Below are 18,636 nucleotides of genomic sequence, written 5' to 3' on the forward strand. Positions count from 1 at the left end.
GGGCATCCGCCGGTCGTGGGCGCCGGTGCGCGGGCGGTACAGTAGACACTGCGATTTGTCTCGATATCGAGAAATCTCTCCGATGCGGAAGCTCCCGATCGAGAGGCCGACCGCATCCCCTTATCTTTCTCTTTTCGCACGCGGATGGGACGAGCAGCGTGGATCTTTTCGAGTATCAGGCCCGAGACCTCTTCGAGAAGCACGGTGTTCCCGTGCTGCAGGGCATCATCGCCGACACCCCCGAGGAGGCTCGCGCTGCGGCCGAGCGCATCGGCGGGGTCACGGTCGTCAAGGCGCAGGTCAAGACCGGTGGCCGCGGCAAAGCCGGCGGCGTCAAGGTCGCCAAGACCGCGGATGACGCCGAGGCCGCGGCCCGCGACATCCTGGGCCTCGACATCAAGGGCCACGTCGTCAAGCGCGTGATGGTGGCGCAGGGCGCCGACATCAAGGAGGAGTACTACTTCTCGGTGCTGCTCGACCGCGCCAACCGCAACTACCTCGCGCTGTGCAGCTTCGAGGGCGGCATGGAGATCGAGCAGCTCGCCGAGGAGCGCCCCGAGGCGCTCGCGCGCGTCGCCGTCGACCCGGCCGTGGGTATCACGCTCGACAAGGCTCGAGAGATCGCCGTGGCCGCGAAGTTCCCGGCCGAGCTGGTCGAGAAGGTTGCCCCCGTGTTCGTGCTGCTGTACGGCGTGTACGTCGCCGAGGACGCGACGCTCGTCGAGGTCAACCCGCTCGTGCTCACGGGCGCCGGCGACATCGTCGCGCTCGACGGCAAGGTCAGCCTCGACGAGAACGCCGGCTTCCGGCAGCCGGGCCACGAGGCCCTCGAAGACAAGGATGCTGCGGACCCGCTCGAAGCGAAGGCCAAGCAGCACGACCTCAACTACGTGAAGCTCGACGGCGAGGTCGGCGTCATCGGCAACGGCGCCGGGCTCGTCATGTCGACGCTCGACGTGGTCGCCTACGCGGGCGAGAACCACGGCGGCGTCAAGCCCGCGAACTTCCTCGACATCGGCGGCGGCGCCTCGGCCGAGGTCATGGCCGCCGGTCTCGACGTCATCCTCGGCGACCCGCAGGTCAAGAGCGTCTTCGTCAACGTCTTCGGCGGCATCACGGCGTGCGACGCCGTGGCCAATGGCATCGTGGCGGCGCTCGGCATGCTCGGTGACGCGGCGACGAAGCCGCTCGTGGTTCGCCTCGACGGCAACAACGTCGAGGAGGGCCGACGCATCCTCGCGGAGGCCGCCCACCCGCTCGTGACGCTCGCGAGCTCCATGGACGAGGGCGCCGACAAGGCTGCCGAGCTGGCTGCGAAGTAAGGGATACGCGAACAATGTCGATCTTCCTCAACAAGGACTCGAAGGTCATCGTGCAGGGCATCACGGGCGGTGAGGGCACCAAGCACACCGCCCTCATGCTCAAGGCGGGCACGCAGGTCGTGGGCGGCGTGAACGCGCGCAAGGCCGGCACGACGGTGAGCCACACGGCGGCCGACGGCTCGAGCATCGAGCTGCCCGTCTTCGCGACCGTCGCCGAGGCGATGGCCGCCACGGGCGCCGACGTGTCGATCGCGTTCGTGCCGCCGGCGTTCTCGAAAGACGCCGCGTTCGAAGCCATCGACGCGGGCATCCCGCTCCTCGTCATCATCACCGAGGGCATCCCCGTGCTCGACACGGCCGAGATCTGGGCGCACGCCCAGGCCACGGGCAACGCCACGCGCATCATCGGCCCGAACTGCCCCGGCATCATCACGCCCGGTGAGGCGCTCGTGGGCATCACGCCCGCGAACATCACGGGCAAGGGCCCCATCGGCCTCGTGTCGAAGTCGGGCACCCTGACCTACCAGATGATGTACGAGCTGCGCGATCTGGGCTTCTCGACGGCGATCGGCATCGGCGGCGACCCGATCATCGGCACGACGCACATCGACGCCCTCGCGGCGTTCGAGGCCGACCCCGAGACGAAGGCCATCGTGATGATCGGCGAGATCGGTGGCGACGCCGAAGAGCGCGCGGCCGACTTCATCAAGGCGAACGTCACGAAGCCCGTCGTCGGCTACGTCGCGGGCTTCACGGCGCCCGAGGGCAAGACCATGGGCCACGCCGGCGCGATCGTCAGCGGCTCGGCGGGCACGGCGCAGGCGAAGAAGGAGGCCCTCGAGGCCGCCGGCGTCAAGGTCGGCAAGACGCCGAGCGAGGCGGCCGCCCTCATGCGCGAGATCATCGCGGGGCTCTAGCACCGCATCCCGCACGCACGACGGCCCCGCTCCCTTCCGAGGGATGCGGGGCCGTCGCCGTGCGGGCTACTCGCGTCGCTCGTGCCGCACGGGCAGCACGTGCGGCGGGGGCTCGTCGGCGGGAGGGAACACGCAGGTGAACCGGCCCTCGTACCCGAAGAGGAACCCGAACACCCGGTTGCGCACCTCGAGCCTGATCACGTACTCGCCCGTGGCGTCGTCGAACGATTCGCGCAGGTCGGCCCGCCCCGAGAACAGCAAGGGGAAGCGGAAGGCGAGCGGTCCGGCGTAGAAGCGCTGGGCATCCGATCGCAGCCGCAGTGAGCCGTCGGGCTCGGCGCGCAGGTCGAGGTCGACCGCGAGGTGCTGGTGCGTGCCGAGGTAGTCGACGACGCGCCCGTCAGCGCCGAGGATCATCGTGGCGTCGAACCGGCCGGGCCGGCCGGGACGCCGCGGGTAGTCGAACGTGCGCACGAAGGTGACCGTCTCGCGCCCGAAGGGGTCGCGGTACGGGTGGTTCTCGACCGTGAACGGCACCCGCTCGCCCGCGAAGGGGGCCAGGATGTTGCGGATGCGACCGATGTGCAGGAACGGCACGGTGAACCACGGTCCCCGACGGATGCGCGTCATGACGCCGCGCCCGTGGCAGGCGTACCCGGCCTCGAGTCCGACCCCGAAGCGCCGCTGCAGCATGGGATGCAGCCGGGTGAAGTCGTCGCCCATGGCGCGAGCGAAGATGCTCGCTGCGGTGTCGTTCACGGTGCCGCCAGGCCGGTGAGGCTCTCGGGGGCATCCGCCATCGCGCCGGCGCGGCCGATGCTCCACGTGCAGTCGCGGGCCCGCGGGCGGTCGCCCCGCGCCGGCAGCGCCATGCGGGGCAACGGCCAGCGCTCGGGCTCCTCACCCCGCTCGGCCCAGCGTCGCAGGCGGGCGAAGCTGCACGCGGTCATCCAGGCCACGAGGCGGCGCACGACGAGGTCGTCGAGCACCCGGCCCCAGCCCGGCGCGTAGTCGTAGCCGGTGATGAATCGCACGCCGTCCGCGACGGGCTCGTAGCGCCAGTAGCCTCGACCGTCGCGCAGCGGCGACAGCCGGTCGTCGGTGGTGAAGCGCAACGCCGAGGTGCGCGCGCCATCGGCTCCGTCGCGCGAGCCGAGCGCGATTCCCGTGCCCCGGATGGTGCGCACGAGCATTCGGCGCTCGTAGCGAAACCGCCACAGCCCGTCGTCGCCGCGCTCGGTCGGCACGATGCGGCTGAAGCGGGCGTCCCACCGCGCGTGCAACTCGGGGTCTTGCGTGAGCCGCCACACGGTGTCGAGGTCGGCCGCGATGACCGTCTCGACCCGGATCGAACGATTGCTCACGGTCTCAGTGTGCCACCGTGGCACGCGCCTAGACTGACCGCGCGATGAAGAAGCTCATCTCCGCCCCCGAAACCGTGGTGGCCGACGCCCTGCGCGGCCTCGCACTCGCCCACCCCGGCGTGCGGGTCGACCACGAGCGCCGCATCGTGTACCGCGCCGAGCCGAAGGACTACGGCACGGTCGCCCTCGTCAGCGGTGGCGGGTCGGGGCACGAGCCGCTGCACACCGGCTATGTGGGCTTCGGGATGCTCGACGCGGCGGTGGCGGGCGAGGTGTTCACTTCGCCGACGCCCGACCAGATCCACGCCGCCACGATCGCCGTCGAGCGCGGAGCGGGCGTGCTGCACATCGTGAAGAACTACACGGGCGACGTCATGAACTTCGAGATGGCGGCCGAGCTCGCGCAGGCTGCTCGCATCGACGTGCGCGCGGTCGTCGTGGCCGACGATGTGGCCGTCGCCGACTCGCTCTACACGGCCGGGCGGCGGGGTACGGGCACGACCGTGCTGCTCGAGAAGATCGTGGGCGCCGCGGCCGAGCAGGGGCACGACCTCGACACGGTGCACGCTCTCGCCGCGCGCATCGCCGCGAGCGGCCGGTCGATGGGCATCGCGCTCAGCGGCGCCACGGTTCCCGCCGCGGGCTCGCCGACGTTCGAGCTCGCCGACGACGAGATCGAGTGGGGCGTCGGCATCCACGGCGAGCCCGGGCGCGAGCGGCAGCCCCTTGCGCCGATGCCCGAGCTCGCCGAGCGTCTCGTGGGTCCGCTCGTGGCCGATGCGCTGCCCGCGGGCGACGCGATCGTCATGCTGTCGGGTCTCGGCGCGACACCGCTCATCGAGCTCTACGGCATGCTCGCCGAGGTGGCGGCCCTGCTCGAGGCGGTCGGCGTTCGCCTGGCGCGCGTCGTCGTCGGCGAGACCATCACGGCGCTCGACATGGCCGGGTGCCTGCTGACGGTGCTGCCCGTCGACGCCGAGTTGCTCGCCTACTGGGATGCGCCCGTCGAGACCCCGGCGATGCGCTGGGGGCGCTGACCGTGCTGACCCTCGACGCGGCGATCGCGTGGCTGCGCGGCTGGGCGGCCGAGACCGCCGCGCACGAGCAGTACCTCACGGCCCTCGATGCGGCGATCGGCGACGCCGATCACGGTGCCAATCTGCGCCGTGGCACGGCGGCCGTCGTCGCGCAGCTCGACGCGCAGCCTCCCGGCGGCGTGCGCGAGGCGCTGACACGGGCCGGGCTCACGCTCGTGAGCAGCGTCGGCGGAGCGAGCGGACCACTGTTCGGCACCCTGCTGCTGCGCGCGGGAGCCCAGTGCGGCGAGGCGGAGGCGCTCGACGGCGCGGGGCTCGTGGCGGCGCTGCGCGCCGGCGAGGCGGGGGTGCGCGACCGCGGCCGCGCCGAGCCCGGCAACAAGACCCTGCTCGACGCGCTCGTGCCCGCGATCGAGGCCATGGATGCGGCGGTCGCGACCGGCGCGCCCCTCCCGGCCGCCGCATCCACCGCTGCGATCGCAGCCCGCGCCGGGCGCGACGCGACCGCGCAGCTCGTCGCGCGCCGGGGACGGGCGAGCTACCTCGGCGACCGCAGCCTCGGGTCGATCGATCCCGGTGCGGCCTCGGTCGCGCTGCTGCTCGACGCGCTCGCCGCGGCGCTCGACACGGGCGGGGACGCGGCCGTCGCTACCGGGGAGCCTGCGCGCGAGGCCGCTGTCGGCGACCCGGCCGAGGCGCGCGAGTCGTCATCGTCGAGCCCTCGGGCACCCGCGCCCGCAGTGACCGCAACGGTGGCCGACGCGCCCCCGCCCGCCCGCACGCGGAGCCCCCGGGTCGGGCTCGTGCTCGTCTCGCACAGCCTCGCGCTCGCCGAGGCCGCCGTCGCCCTTGCGCACGAAGTCGTGGGCGATGAGCCGCCGCGCATCGCGATCGCGGCCGGTCGTGCCGACGGCGGCACGGGCACCAACGCCACGCGCGTCGCGGCGGCGATCAGCGAGGCCTCCGAGGGCGCGGGCGTCGTCGTGCTCACCGACCTCGGGTCGGCCGTGCTCAGCGCCGACATGGCGCTCGAGCTGCTGGGCGGCCGCATCGACGTGCGCGTCGTGCCCGCGCCGTTTGTCGAGGGGCTGCTCGCGGCCGCCGTGCGCGCGGGCGCCGGCGACGACCTCGCGGTCGTGGCCGCCGAGGCGAGCGCGGCCCTCACTCCGAAGCTCGCCCTGCTCGCGCCCCCCGATGCAGCGGTGCCCACTCCCGCGGCCCAGAGCGACGCGGCGGACGGCGCACCCGTGTCGATCGTCGCCGTCGTGCGCAACGAGGGCGGGCTGCACGCACGCCCCGCAGCCGAGATCGCCGCCCTGGCCTCGACGTTCGCGGCGACGATCACGCTCGAGGTCGAGGGCAAGCCCGCCGCGCCTGCGGGCAGCCCCCTCAGCATCTCGATCCTGACCGTCAAGGCCGGCATGCCGGTGCGCATCGCGGCGACCGGCCCCGACGCCGCGGCGGCCGTGCGCGCGCTCAGCGCGCTGATCGAGAGCGGGTTCGGCGAACCGGTCGTCATCCCCCTGCCGAGCGACCCCGATGCGTCCGAGGCGCGCACCGGACCCCTCGGGGTGAGCGCGGGGCGCGTCATCGGGCCGGTCGCCGTGCTCGTGCACGCGATCGCCGAGCCGAGCGCGACGGCCATCATGGCGCCACCCGCTCGCGCCGCAGCGGCAGCGATCGTCGCGGATGCGCTGCACGCGACCGCGCAGGCCTACCGCCGTCGTGCCGACGAGACCGCCGGGCACCGCGCCGAGGTGCTCGTCGCGACCGCCGCGATCGCCGACGACGAGGTGCTGCGGCAGAGCGCGGTGCTCGCCGTGCGCGAGCGCGGACTCACCCCCGAGCGCGCGGTCTGGGAGTCGATCGGCCGCCTCGCCGAGGAGTACCGTGCTGCCGGCGGCGAGCTGCTCGACCGCATTACCGACCTGCACGACGTGCGCGATCGCGCGATCGCGGCGATCACGGGCGTCGAGCCGCCGGGGCTGCCCGAGCGCCGCGATCCCTACATCCTGGTCGCCGACGATCTCGCCCCGGCCGACACGGTGACGCTTGATCCCGCCCGCTGCCTCGCGCTCGTGACCGAGCAGGGTGGGCCGACCTCGCACACGGCGATCATCGCCCGCGAGCTCGGGCTTCCCGCCGTCGTCGGGGTGCCGGGGGCGACGCTCATCGCCGACGGCACGCTCGTGCTCGTCGACGGCGACACGGGCGAAGTCATCGTGCAGCCCGGCCCCGCCGAGCAGGCGACAGCGACCGGCGTCATCACGCTGCCCCCCTTCATCGGCCCCGGCCGCACGGCCGACGGGCACCGGGTCGTGTTGAGCGCCAACGTGGGCGCGCCGCGCGAGATCTCGCGCGCCGTCGAGCGGGGCGCCGAGGGCGTGGGGCTGTTCCGCACCGAGTTCTGCTTCCTCGACCGCGCCGATGAGCCGAGCATCGCCGAGCAGGTCGCCGCCTACCGCGAGGTCTTCGCCGCGTTTCCCGAGCAGCGCGTCATCGTGCGCACGCTCGATGCGGGCAGCGACAAGCCCCTGCCGTTCTTCACGCCGATCCACGAGCCCAATCCCGTGCTCGGCCTGCGGGGCGTGCGCACGGCGATCCGCGATCCCGGCGTGCTCGACCGGCAGCTGCAGGCGATCGCCGAGGCGGCAGCGCTCGAGCGAGTCGACGTGGCCGTGATGGCGCCGATGATCGCGACGCTCGCCGAGACGCGCGAGTTCGCATCCCGTGCCCGAACGGCGGGAATCGCGAGCGTCGGCATCATGCTTGAGACGCCCGCCGCGGCGATCACGGCCGCCGAGCTGTGCGCCGAGGTCGACTTCTTGAGCGTCGGCACGAACGACCTCTCGCAGTACACGATGGCGGCGGACCGCATGTCGGCTGCGCTCGCCGCGCTCGCCGACCCGTGGCAGCCCGCGCTGCTGCGCATGATCCGGCTCGTGGGCGAGGCGGCCGAGGCCTCGGGCACCCCCATGGGCTTGTGCGGCGAGGCGGCGGCCGACCCCGACTTCGCGGCCGTACTCGTCGGGCTCGGCGCCACGAGCCTCTCGATGGTCGCCCGGGCGATCCCGACCGTGGGCGCGCGGCTCGCGGGAGTGACGCTCGCGCAGTGCCGGGAGGCCGCCGCGGCCGCGTGCGCCGCGCCCGATCCCGCCGCTGCTCGTGCTGCGGCGCGCGCGGCTCTGCCCTGACCCCGGCACCCGTCAACCCCTCGTCCCGCGATCGCGGGCGGTGCTACTGTCGCCCTGCCGCCGTCCGGCGGCGCGATGACGCCAGCTGACGAGGGAGCATCCATGACCGACACCGCCGCTGCTCCGCCCACCGCCGAGGGCAAGGGCCTCGCCACGGGGACGCTCGGGCTGGCCGGGTCGACCGTCATCGGCCTCGCATCGACAGCGCCGGTCTACTCGCTCGCCGCCACTCTCGGCTTCGTCGTGCTCGCCGTGGGTGCGCAGGCTCCCGTGGCGTTCATCATCGCCTTCGTGCCCATGCTGCTCATCGCCTTCGCCTATCGCGAGCTGAACCGCGAGATCCCCGACTGCGGCACGGCCTTCACGTGGGCCACGAAAGCCTTCGGGCCCTGGGTGGGGTGGATGGCCGGCTGGGGCGTCGCCGTCGCGGGCATGATCGTGCTCTCGAACCTGGCCCAGATCGGTGCCATCTACCTCTGGCTGCTCATCGCCCCTGATGTCGCGAGCAACCCGGTCGCCGTGACCGCGACGGGAGTGGTGTTCATCGCGATCATGACGTTCATCAGCTGGCGCGGCCTCGAGATCGGCGAGCGGCTGCAGAACGTCCTGCTGGGCGTGCAGTACCTGGCTCTCATCGGCTTCGTCGTCGCCGTCATCGTCTCGTTCGCCACGGGAACGGCGCCGGCCACCGCGACGCCGCCCACGCTCGAGTGGTTCAACCCGTTCGGCTTCGCGAGCTTCAGCGGATTCGTCGAGTCCATCCTGCTCGCGCTGTTCATCTACTGGGGATGGGACACCTGCCTCGCGCTCAACGAGGAGACGCGCGACCCGAAGCGCATTCCCGGCCGCGCCGCCGTGCTCACCACCCTCATCCTGCTCGTGACCTACGTCGGTGTCGCGGTCGCGGCGATGGCCTACGCGGGGCTCGGCACCGAGGGCCTCGGCCTCGGCAACGAGAACAACGCCGACGACGTCTTCTTCGCACTGAAAGACGCCGTGCTCGGCCCCTGGGCGTGGCTGCTCGTGCTCGCCGTCATGATCTCGGCGATCTCGTCGACGCAGACCACGATTCTGCCGACGGCGCGCGGCACCCTCGCGATGGGCGTCTACGGCGCGCTGCCCCGGCGCTTCGCCTCGGTGCACCCGCGGTTCCAGACCCCGGGATTCTCGACCGTGCTCATGGGTGTCGTGGCGTCGACCTTCTTCGTCGGCATGTCGCTCATCAGCGACAACCTGCTGCAGGACACGATCCTGTCGCTCGGGCTGGCCATCGCCTTCTACTACGCCATCACCGGGTTCGCGTGCGTCTGGTACTTCCGGCGCACCCTGCTGCAGAGCGCGAGCACGCTGTGGATGCGCGGCATCCTGCCCTTCCTGGGCGCAGCCATGCTCACGGCCGCTTTCGGGTTCTCCGTGGTCGACATGCTCGACCCCGACTACGGCTACACCGTGCTGTTCGGCATCGGCGGCGTCTTCGTCGTCGGCGTCGGCTCGCTCGCGATCGGCGCCGTGCTGATGGGCGTGTGGGCACTGGTGCCGGCCTCGCGCCCGTTCTTCCGCGGCGAGACGCTCAACGAGAGCACCGAGGTGCTCGTGCCCGACAGCGATCTGCCGGTCATCCGATCGATCGACGGCGGTCGCTGACCTCCGCGAGGCACTCCGGGTCGCCCGGTCGGGCGGCGCTAGGCTCGCCCCCGACATGACCCGCCGCCTGACCGCCGTGCTGAGCGCCCTCGAGGCGCTGCTCATCGTCGGTATCGGCATCGCCGTGCCGCTCAGCATCCTCACCGTCATGTGGGCGGTGCAGTTCGGCTTCCAGGTCGACTGGTCGGAGTTCTGGCGGGCCGCCGTCATCATCTGGCTCATCGGGCACGGGGTGACGGTGACCTTCCAGCTCGATGCGCAGACCGCGCTCGCGCTCGACGTGACGGGCGTCGGCGACCCGTTCGTGGTCTCGATCGCGCTCAGCGGGTTCGCGCTGTGCACCCTGCTCGCCGGGGTCTCGCTCGCGCGCCGCCTTCGCCACGAGCCGCACCGTGTGCTCGGCGAGCTCGTGGCGCTCGGCACCGTCGTCGTGCTCTCGGGGCTTGTCGTGCTCAGCGCGAGCCAGCCCGGTGCCCTGCCGTCGCGCGGGCAGGCGCTGCTGTTCCCCGCCCTCGTGCTGGGGCTGGGGCTCGCGATCGGCTCGATCGGCGCGAGCAATCCGGCGCGCCTGCGGCTGCGCGCCCTCATCGCCGACGGCCCGCAGCCCTGGGTTGCCGCGGGCGGCGCGGCGCTGCGAGCGGGGCTCGGCACGGTCGCAACCGTCGTCGTGGCGGCTTCGCTCGTCACGACCACCGCCCTCGTGCTCGGCTACGGCCAGATCATCGCCCTGTACGAGAGCGTGCAGGCGGGAGTGCTCGGCGGCATCGCGCTCACGGCGGCGCAGCTCGCCCTGCTGCCCACGTTCGTGCTGTGGGCCGCCGCCTGGCTCGTCGGCCCCGGTTTCGCGGTCGGCGCGGGCTCGAGCGTGAGCCCTATCGCGGCCTCACTCGGTCCGCTTCCCGCCGTGCCGATCCTCGGCGCGCTGCCCGCCGAGCCCTCGCCGCTCGGCTACCTGACGCTCGCCGTGCCGCTGCTCGCGGCCTTCGCGGCCGGTATCGCCGTGCGGCCGCGGCTCGTCCGCGGCCTCGACGGTGCGTCCCTCGGCCTGTGGGCCCTCGGCACCGGGCTCGCCGCCGCCCTCGTCGCGGCCGGCGCCATGGCCTTCCTCGCGGTCGTCGCCTCCGGCTCCGCCGGGCCCGGACGACTCGCGGTCGTCGGGCCCGACCCGACGGCCGTGGGGCTGTGGATGCTCGTCGAGACCCTCATCGGAGCATCCCTGGGTCTGCTCGCCGGCGGTGTGCGGGGTCCCCGGCCGCTGGCCTCCGCGCGCACCCGGTAGCCTGGGCGGGTGCTGCGGGTCGTCGTGCTGATCTCGGGCGGCGGGTCGAACCTGCGCGCTCTGCTCGAGGCGACCCGCGATGCCGAGTACCCCGCCCACGTGGTCGCCGTCGGCGCCGACCGCGAGGCCGAGGGGCTCGCGCACGCCGAGGCGTTCGGGATTCCGGCCTTCACCGTGCCCTACTCGTCGTTCCCCTCGCGCGAGGCCTGGGGCGACGAGCTGCTCGCCACGATCGCCGAGTGGCAGCCCGACCTCGTCGTGCTGAGCGGACTCATGCGTCTTCTGCCGCCCGCGGTCGTCGAGGCACTCGCGCCGCGGCTCATCAACACGCACCCCGCGTACCTGCCCGAGTTTCCCGGCGCCCACGGCGTGCGCGACGCGCTCGCCGCCGGCGTCGCGCAGACCGGCGCGAGCGTCATCGTCGTCGACACCGGCGTCGACACGGGCCCGATCCTCGCGCAGGAGCGCGTGCCCGTGCTGCCCGACGACACCGAGCACAGCCTGCACGAGCGCATCAAGCCCGTCGAGAGGCGCCTGCTCATCGACGTCGTGCGCGGCATCGCCGACGGGTCCATCGGGCTCGGCGCAGCATCCACCCCCTGATCACCCCTGGAGACCTCAATGGCCGGCCCCGCCCACGACCCTGCCCTCTACCGCCACCGCGACGCGGTGCCCGTGCGCCGTGCGCTCATCTCGGTGAGCGACAAGACGGGGTTGCTCGAGCTCGCGGCGGCGCTCGCCGCGGGCGGCGTCGAGATGGTGTCGACGGGCTCGACCGCGGCGACGATCGCCGCGGCGGGGCATCCCGTCACCGAGGTCGCGGCCGTCACCGGATTCGCCGAGACGCTCGACGGGCGCGTCAAGACCCTGCACCCGAAGGTGCACGCGGGCATTCTCGCCGACCTGCGCCTCGAGGCGCACGAGGCCCAGCTCGCCGAGCTCGGTGTCTCGCCGTTCGACCTCGTGATCGTCAACCTGTACCCCTTCGTCCAGACGGTCGCCAGCGGCGCGGAGGGCGACGCGGTCATCGAGCAGATCGACATCGGCGGGCCCGCGATGGTGCGCGCCGCCGCGAAGAACCACGCCAACGTCGCGATCATCGTCGACCCGGCCGACTACGTCATGGTGACGAAGGCGCTCACGCTCGGCGGCACGACGCTCGCGCAGCGGCAGCGCTTCGCCGCCAAGGCCTTCGCGCACACGGCCGCGTACGACACCGCCGTCGCGGGCTGGTTCGCCGACACGCTCGGCGTGCGGGCGGAGCACCCGGCCAGTGACGGCAGCCCTTCGACTCTGCAGGTGTCGGCGCGGCTGCAGCAGGTGCTGCGCTACGGCGAGAACAGCCACCAGCACGCGGCGCTCTACCGCGCCGACGGCAGCCACGGCATCGCGCAGGCGACCCAGCTGCACGGCAAGGAGATGTCGTACAACAATTTCGTGGATGCCGACGCCGCCGTGCGCGCCGCCTACGACCACGAGGCTCCCGCTGTCGCGATCATCAAGCACGCGAACCCGTGCGGCATCGCCGTCGGCGACTCGATCGCTTCAGCGCACGCGGCCGCGCACGCCTGCGACCCGGTCTCGGCCTTCGGGGGAGTGATCGCCGCCAACCGCGTCATCACGCGCGAGGCCGCCGAGTCGATCGCGCCCATCTTCACCGAGGTCGTCGTTGCGCCCGGCTTCGAGCCTTCCGCTTTGGACGTGTTGCGCGAGAAGAAGAACATCCGGCTCATCGAGCTGCCCGCGGGCTTCGCGCTCGGCGACGTCGAGCTGCGCCAGGTGAGCGGCGGGTGGCTGCGGCAGAGCGCCGACCGCGCGTTCGCGCCCGCGAGCGACTGGCAGCTCGTCTCCGGCCCTGCCGCCTCGGCCGAGCAGCTGGCCGACCTCGAATTCGCGTGGCGCGCGTGCCGAGCCGTCAAGTCGAACGCCATTCTGCTGGCCTCGGGCGGAGCATCCGTCGGCGTGGGCATGGGGCAGGTCAACCGGGTCGACTCGTGCCACCTCGCCGTGTCGCGCGCCGGCGATCGGGCGCGCGGCTCGGTCGCCGCGTCGGACGCGTTCTTCCCCTTCGCCGACGGCCTGCAGGTGCTGCTCGACGCGGGAGTCGCGGCGGTCGTGCAGCCGGGTGGCTCGGTGCGCGACGAGGAGGTCGTCGCGGCGGCCCAGGCGGCCGGCGTGACGATGTACCTCACGGGCGAGCGGCACTTCTTCCACTAGCCGCGAGCTGCGGGTGCCTTCTGCGCGCCGGACGGGTCCGTGCACGCGTCGGCCTGTGCATCGCGGGCGTCGATCGGTCCCGAATGAGCGTCGTCGTCGGTGCGCCTCGCAACATGCGACCGATGGATGCGATCGGGGGCACCGCTCACGGCGCCGTCGATCCGTGCGACCCTGTGGACATGACCGAACTCCCGCCCGAACTCCGGGCTGAACGGCGCGACCTGGTGCTGGCCTTGCTCGATCTGTCGCCGGAGCGACAGCGCGTCCTGGCAGCCCTGCGCGCGTTCCCATGGGACTCGGACGGCGCTGTCGAGCTTGAACCGCGGATGCTGCGCGTCACGCTCGAGCGAACAGCGCGTGGCACCCACTCGGTCGAGGAGTTGGCGCAGTGGGCCGACGACATCGAGGTGCGGGAGGACATCGCGATGACGGACGCGCGGGTGCGCGCGATCATCCATGTGCTCGCGAATCCGTACCTCGAAGGGCCGACCGACGCCGTGCGGTTGCACGACTGGATCGCGGAGCTGGGCACCGACAACCCCCAGTAGCGTTAAACCCATGACGCCCCTCGCTCGCCGCCTGCTCGACTCCGCCCTCGCCGCGCTCGCGGTCGCCCTCGTCACGCACCTCGTGACGGTCGTGCTGTTCGCCGCGATCAACGGCGCCACGGTCGAGGTGCTCGCGCAGGTCAACGGGGTCTTCGGGTTCTCGTCGATACTGCTGTTCGTCTTCGTCGCGGTCATCGGCACGGCGGGCGTGCTCGAGAACCGCTGGATCGCCCTCGCGGTTGCGGTGCTCGCCGCGTTCGTGTCGTCGTGGCTCGGCGCGCTGCTCGCGATCGTCGCGGCGGGCAACCCGATCAGCGGCGAGCTCATCGACTACCTGTGGATCAGCGTGCTCGGCTTCAACCTCCTGTTCCAGGTCGTCGCCGTGCTCGCGGTGGTCACGGTGGGCCGGCGGGTCTGGATAGCGCGCCAGGCGGGCGCCGCGGCATCCCGCCGCCTGGCCATCGTGCGCATGCCGAGCTCGCGCCTCGCGGAGGGCGAGCTGACCCACCAGGAGCGCGTGCCCGTCGACATGGATCTCGCCGACGCCCAGTGGGAGGCCTACGTCGAGGCGCTGCGTGCCGAGGGCTTCACGCCCGTCGACGTGCCGCCGGCCGACGAGCTGGCCGACTCGGTGTTCATCGAAGACGCCCTCGTGATGGTCGGCGACACCGCGGTCGTCACGCGTCCGGGTGCCGAGTCGCGCCGCCCCGAGATCGAGGCCGCCGAGCAGACCGCGCGGGAACTGGGTCTGCGCATCGAGCGCATCGTCGAGCCGGGCACGCTCGACGGCGGCGATGTGCTGCCCATCGGCGACGTGCTCTACGTCGGCCGCGGCGGCCGCACGAACGCCGAGGGCATCCGGCAGCTGCGGGCCATCGCGCGGCGGCACGGTCGCGATGTCGTCGCCGTGCCCGTGACGAAGGCGCTGCACCTCAAGAGCGCCGTGACCGCGCTGCCCGACGGAACCGTGGTGGGGCATCCCTCGCTCATCGATGACGTGTCGATGTGGCGCAACTTCCTGCCCATGCCCGAGGTCGAGGGCGGCCATGTCGTCGTGCTGAGCGACGACGCCGTGCTCATGGCAGCGTCGGCGCCGCAGAGCGCCGAGCTCATCCGCTCGCTCGGCTACCGCGTGGTGACGGTCGACATCTCGGAGTTCGAGAAGCTCGAGGGCTGCGTCACGTGCTTGAGCGTGCTCGTGCGCTGAGTTCGGTCGTAGGCCGAACGCCGATAACGCCCGCATCACGATTCGGGCCAGGTTCGACAATCGTCATACCAAACGCATAGGCTGGAAGGCTTCGCCCGGCCACCCCGGAACCCCTTCTGCCACCACTGAACATCGCCCCCCGCCACGAGCGGGGGAGCACCATCGAGGACGCACCGTGTCGACGACGAAACCAGACCAGCCCCGCCTGAGCACCTTCCGCGCGATCGCGCGCATCTACCCCTACGCGAAGCCCGCCATGCCGTGGATCTACGCGGGCATGGGCGCGGCGCTCGCCGCGGGCATCGTCACGCTCATCATCCCGATCGTGCTGCAGGGCCTCGTCGACGGTCCGCTGCGCAGCGGCGACCCCGCGCAGATCTGGCCCGCCGCCATCATCGTGCTCGTGCTCGGTGTGCTCGAGGCCGTGTTCATCATGCTTCGCCGCTTGTTCGTGCTGACCCCTGGCACCCACATCGAGGCGCGCATGCGCAACGGGCTCTACGCGCAGCTGCAAGACCTGCCGGTCGCCTTCCACGACCGCTGGCAGTCGGGGCAGCTGCTGAGCCGCGCGGTGAGCGACCTCAACCTCATCCGCCGCTGGCTGTCGTTCGGCTTCGTGCTGCTCATCGTCAACTCGGTGACGATCGTCATCGGCTTTGTCGTGCTCATCAACTGGAGCCTCTGGCTCGGGCTGCTCTTCCTCGTGATGAGCATCCCCCTGTGGATCTACGGCTACCTGTTCGAGAACAAGTACTCCGTCATCGCGCGCCGCGCGCAGGACCAGCAGGGCGACCTCGCCACGGCGGTCGAGGAGAGCGTGCACGGCATCCGCGTGCTGAAGGCCTTCGGGCGCGGCAAGCACTCGCTGCTGAAGTTCGCCGATCAGGCCGAGCTGCTGCGCGGCACCGAGATCGAGAAGGCGAAGGCGATCGCCGGCATCTGGTTCTGGCTGCTGCTCGTGCCCGACGTGGCGTTCGCGCTCTGCCTGCTCGGCGGCGTCGCGCTCGCGGCGAACGGCGAGCTCACGGTGGGCGAGCTGTTCGCGTTCTTCGCGACGGCGACCGTGCTGCGGTTCCCCATCGAATCGATCGGCTTCCTGCTTTCGATGACCTTCGATGCGCGCACGGCCACCGACCGCTTCTTCGAGGTCATGGACGAGGTCAACACGATCACCGATCCCGCGTCGCCGGTCACCGTCGCGGCGCCCACAGGTCGGCTCACGTTCGACAACGTGGTGTTCCGGTATCAGGATGCTCCCGCCGACCAGCCCGGAATCCTCGACGGCGTCACCCTCGAGCTCGAACCCGGCGAGACCATGGCGCTCGTGGGCATCACGGGCAGCGGCAAGACGACGCTCACGGCCCTCGCGACGCGCCTGTACGACGTCACCTCGGGGCGCGTGCTCATCGACGGCGTCGACATCCGCGACCTCACGCGCGAAGAGCTGCGCCGCCACATCGCCATGGCCTTCGAAGACGCGACACTCTTCTCGGCGAGCGTGCGCGACAACGTGCTGCTCGGCCGCCCGGAGCTCACCGAGAGCGACGACCCGGCCGATGCCGCCGAGGCCGAGCGGGTGCTCGCCGAGGCGCTCGAGATCGCCCAGGCCGACTTCGTGCACAGCCTGCCCGACGGCGTCGACACGACCGTGGGCGAGGAGGGCCTGAGCCTCTCGGGCGGCCAGCGCCAGCGGCTCGCGCTCGCGCGCGCCGTCGCCGCGAACCCCGCCGTGCTCGTGCTCGACGACCCGCTGAGCGCGCTCGACGTCGACACCGAGGCCCTCGTCGAGGCGGCGCTGCGGCGCGTGCTCGCGACGACGACGGGCCTCATCGTCGCGCACCGGCCGTCCACGGTGCAGATGGCCGACCGCGTCGCGCTGCTGCAGGAGGGCCGCATCACCGACGTGGGCACGCACAGCGAGCTGCTGAAGCGCAACGAGCACTACCGCTACGTCATCTCGTCGCTCGAGGACGAGGAGCTCGCGGCGGCCGAACGCGCCGACCGCGAGCTCAAGCTCGCCGAGCAAGAGGGTCGACGCCGCGATGCGATCGACCGCGAGAGCAGAGTCATCGACAACGAGGGCGAGGTGACCCGATGAGCGTCACGGGGGTCGAGGGAGAAGAGCGCGACGACTTCTCGCGCGCCGAATCGAAGCAGATCCGCGCCCGATCGCTGCGGCTGCTGGGCTCGCTCGTGCGCCCGGTGCGCTGGCGCATCGTCGGCACGATGGTCGTGCTCGTCATCTCGATCGCGCTGCAGGTGGCGGGCCCCGCGCTCATCGCCCTCGGCATCAACACGGGCCTGCCGGCGCTGCTCGATCAGAACGACTGGATGCCCGTCGCGCTCATCGTGGGCGCCTACGTCGTCACGGGCATCGCGGGTGCCTCGCTCGCGGCCGCGTTCCAAGTGATCAGCGCGCGCTTGAGCCAGGCCATCCTGCTCGATCTGCGCAAGCGTGTCTTCCTGCACACGCAGCGCCTCTCGCTCGAGTTCCACGAGTCGTACACCTCGGGGCGCATCATCGCGCGCCAGACGAGCGACCTCGACTCCATTCGCGAGCTGCTCGATTCGGGGCTCACGCAGCTCGTCTCGGGGCTGCTCTACATGGGCTTCACCGCGGCGGCGCTCGTGCTGCTCGACCCGGTGTCGGGCATCGTGCTCGCGGTCTCGCTCATTCCCCTGCTGCTGCTGACGCGGTGGTTCCAGGTGCGCTCGCAGAAGCTCTTCCGGCAGACGCGCGTGGCCTCGGCCCGGCTGATCGTGCACTTCGTCGAGACTATGACGGGCATCCGCGCCGTCAAGGCGTTCCGCAAAGAGCCGCGCAACGAGCGGCAGTTCGCCGGCCACGTCGAGGACTACCGCGACGCGAACGCGCGCGTCATCCGGCTGTTCGGCATCTTCGACCCGGGGCTCGTTCTCATCGGCAACGTGACGGTCGCGGCCGTGCTCGTGGTGGGGGCGTTCCGCGTCGTCGACGGCGCGCTGCTCATCGGCTCGCTGCTCGCCATCGTGCTCTACACGCGCCGGTTCTTCGATCCGGCCGAGGAGATGGCGATGTTCTACAACTCCTACCAGTCGGCGGCGGCCGCGCTCGAGAAGATCTCGGGCGTGCTCGAAGAGGCCCCGAGCGTGCCCGACCCGACGACGCCGATCGACCTGTGGAAGGCACGCGGCACGGTGCACTTCGATCAGGTGCGCTTCTCCTACAACGACGACTCCGTCGTGCTGCCCGACCTCGAACTGACCATCCCCGCCGGCCAGACGATCGCGCTCGTCGGAACGACCGGCGCGGGCAAGTCGACGCTCGCGAAGCTCATCGCGCGCTTCTACGACCCCACCGGCGGAGCCGTGACGCTCGACGGCGTCGACCTGCGCAAACTGCACCCGAAAGACCTGCGGCGCGCGATCGTCATGGTGACGCAGGAGGCCTACCTGTTCTCGGGCACCGTGGCCGACAACATCGCGCTCGGCAACCCTGACGCGACTCGCGACCAGATCGTCGCGGCGGCGAAGGCCGTCGGCGCGCACGAGTTCATCGAGTCGCTGCCGAACGGCTACGACACCGACGTGAACAAGCGCGGCGGTCGTGTCTCGGCGGGGCAGCGGCAGCTCATCTCGTTCGCGCGGGCGTTCCTCGCCGACCCGACCGTGCTCATCCTCGACGAGGCCACGGCCTCGCTCGACATCCCGAGCGAGCGGCTCGTGCAGCAGGCCTTGCAGACCCTGCTGGCCGACCGCACGGCCGTCATCATCGCGCACCGGCTCTCGACGGTGGCGATCGCCGACCGCGTGCTCGTCATGGAGCACGGCCGCGTGATCGAAGACGGCACGCCCGCCGAGCTCATCGCGGGCACGGGCAAGTTCGCCCAGCTGCACGCGGCCTGGCGCGAGTCGCTCGTCTAGCGCG

Annotated in this window: 14 protein-coding genes; 12 read left to right on the top strand and 2 right to left on the bottom strand. The window is 72.0% G+C overall.

Annotated features, from left to right (window positions below; genetic code table 11):
- Window positions 1-158: 158 nt before the first annotated feature.
- On the top strand, window positions 159-1,322 hold the full coding sequence (gene sucC, locus NNL39_RS06960) for an ADP-forming succinate--CoA ligase subunit beta (RefSeq protein WP_255158313.1): 1,164 nt from the start codon (window positions 159-161) through the stop codon (window positions 1,320-1,322).
- A 14-nt stretch (window positions 1,323-1,336) separates the two neighbouring features.
- Window positions 1,337-2,239 (top strand): succinate--CoA ligase subunit alpha, encoded by a 903-nt coding sequence (gene sucD / locus NNL39_RS06965; RefSeq protein WP_255158315.1) that lies wholly within the window; start codon window positions 1,337-1,339, stop codon window positions 2,237-2,239.
- Window positions 2,240-2,305: 66 nt separating this feature from the next.
- Here sucD and NNL39_RS06970 read toward each other — a convergent pair whose 3' ends face one another.
- Complete coding sequence (locus tag NNL39_RS06970; protein WP_255158317.1) at window positions 2,306-2,998, bottom strand: DUF4166 domain-containing protein; 693 nt, start codon at window positions 2,996-2,998, stop codon at window positions 2,306-2,308.
- Entirely contained in the window at window positions 2,995-3,603 is a 609-nt protein-coding gene (locus NNL39_RS06975) for an SRPBCC family protein (RefSeq protein WP_255158319.1), read from the bottom strand. Before NNL39_RS06975 ends, NNL39_RS06970 begins: the two co-directional genes overlap by 4 nt.
- Window positions 3,604-3,647: 44 nt before the next feature.
- On the opposite strand from NNL39_RS06975, the gene dhaK reads away from it, so the two are divergent.
- The 10 genes from dhaK (at window position 3,648) to NNL39_RS07025 (ending at window position 18,632) form a co-directional block, all read left to right on the top strand.
- Window positions 3,648-4,640 carry a dihydroxyacetone kinase subunit DhaK gene (gene dhaK, locus NNL39_RS06980; RefSeq protein WP_255158321.1) on the top strand — a complete coding sequence of 331 codons (993 nt, stop codon included), beginning with the start codon at window positions 3,648-3,650 and terminating at the stop codon, window positions 4,638-4,640.
- A gap of 2 nt (window positions 4,641-4,642) precedes the next feature.
- A complete protein-coding gene (gene ptsP / locus NNL39_RS06985) occupies window positions 4,643-7,834 on the top strand; it encodes a phosphoenolpyruvate--protein phosphotransferase (RefSeq protein WP_255158323.1) in 3,192 nt (1,063 codons plus the stop codon).
- Window positions 7,835-7,936: 102 nt separating this feature from the next.
- The gene (locus NNL39_RS06990) at window positions 7,937-9,478 is read left to right on the top strand and encodes an APC family permease (protein ID WP_255158325.1); all 1,542 of its coding nucleotides are present in this window, start codon (window positions 7,937-7,939) and stop codon (window positions 9,476-9,478) included.
- Window positions 9,479-9,533: 55 nt separating this feature from the next.
- Window positions 9,534-10,757 (top strand): cell division protein PerM, encoded by a 1,224-nt coding sequence (locus NNL39_RS06995; protein WP_255158327.1) that lies wholly within the window; start codon window positions 9,534-9,536, stop codon window positions 10,755-10,757.
- A 9-nt stretch (window positions 10,758-10,766) separates the two neighbouring features.
- Window positions 10,767-11,360, top strand: a complete 594-nt coding sequence (gene purN / locus NNL39_RS07000; RefSeq protein ID WP_255158329.1) for a phosphoribosylglycinamide formyltransferase — start codon at window positions 10,767-10,769, stop codon at window positions 11,358-11,360.
- 18 nt (window positions 11,361-11,378) lie between these two features.
- The gene (gene purH / locus NNL39_RS07005) at window positions 11,379-12,974 is read left to right on the top strand and encodes a bifunctional phosphoribosylaminoimidazolecarboxamide formyltransferase/IMP cyclohydrolase (protein WP_255158331.1); all 1,596 of its coding nucleotides are present in this window, start codon (window positions 11,379-11,381) and stop codon (window positions 12,972-12,974) included.
- An 83-nt stretch (window positions 12,975-13,057) separates the two neighbouring features.
- The gene (locus tag NNL39_RS07010; protein ID WP_255158333.1) at window positions 13,058-13,522 is read left to right on the top strand and encodes a hypothetical protein; all 465 of its coding nucleotides are present in this window, start codon (window positions 13,058-13,060) and stop codon (window positions 13,520-13,522) included.
- Between the two features lie 10 nt (window positions 13,523-13,532).
- A complete protein-coding gene (ddaH, locus tag NNL39_RS13015; RefSeq protein WP_322972904.1) occupies window positions 13,533-14,729 on the top strand; it encodes a dimethylargininase in 1,197 nt (398 codons plus the stop codon).
- Window positions 14,730-14,985: 256 nt separating this feature from the next.
- On the top strand, window positions 14,986-16,827 hold the full coding sequence (locus NNL39_RS07020; protein WP_255160908.1) for an ABC transporter ATP-binding protein: 1,842 nt from the start codon (window positions 14,986-14,988) through the stop codon (window positions 16,825-16,827).
- Complete coding sequence (locus NNL39_RS07025) at window positions 16,824-18,632, top strand: ABC transporter ATP-binding protein (protein ID WP_255158335.1); 1,809 nt, start codon at window positions 16,824-16,826, stop codon at window positions 18,630-18,632. The genes NNL39_RS07020 and NNL39_RS07025 overlap by 4 nt, the downstream gene beginning before the upstream one ends.
- Window positions 18,633-18,636 lie beyond the last annotated feature (4 nt).

This window comes from Microcella humidisoli, assembly GCF_024362325.1.
GTDB lineage: Bacteria > Actinomycetota > Actinomycetes > Actinomycetales > Microbacteriaceae > Microcella > Microcella humidisoli.

What these genes read in the sequence shown, in the direction of transcription:
- purH (WP_255158331.1), top strand. Translation starts at nt 11,379, where the DNA reads ATGGCCGGCCCCGCCCACGACCCTGCCCTCTACCGCCACCGCGACGCG.
- dhaK (WP_255158321.1), top strand. Translation starts at nt 3,648, where the DNA reads ATGAAGAAGCTCATCTCCGCCCCCGAAACCGTGGTGGCCGACGCCCTG.
- NNL39_RS07010 (WP_255158333.1), top strand. Translation starts at nt 13,058, where the DNA reads ATGAGCGTCGTCGTCGGTGCGCCTCGCAACATGCGACCGATGGATGCG.
- ddaH (WP_322972904.1), top strand. Translation starts at nt 13,533, where the DNA reads ATGACGCCCCTCGCTCGCCGCCTGCTCGACTCCGCCCTCGCCGCGCTC.
- NNL39_RS06990 (WP_255158325.1), top strand. Translation starts at nt 7,937, where the DNA reads ATGACCGACACCGCCGCTGCTCCGCCCACCGCCGAGGGCAAGGGCCTC.
- NNL39_RS07020 (WP_255160908.1), top strand. Translation starts at nt 14,986, where the DNA reads ATGCCGTGGATCTACGCGGGCATGGGCGCGGCGCTCGCCGCGGGCATC.
- NNL39_RS06995 (WP_255158327.1), top strand. Translation starts at nt 9,534, where the DNA reads ATGACCCGCCGCCTGACCGCCGTGCTGAGCGCCCTCGAGGCGCTGCTC.
- NNL39_RS07025 (WP_255158335.1), top strand. Translation starts at nt 16,824, where the DNA reads ATGAGCGTCACGGGGGTCGAGGGAGAAGAGCGCGACGACTTCTCGCGC.
- sucD (WP_255158315.1), top strand. Translation starts at nt 1,337, where the DNA reads ATGTCGATCTTCCTCAACAAGGACTCGAAGGTCATCGTGCAGGGCATC.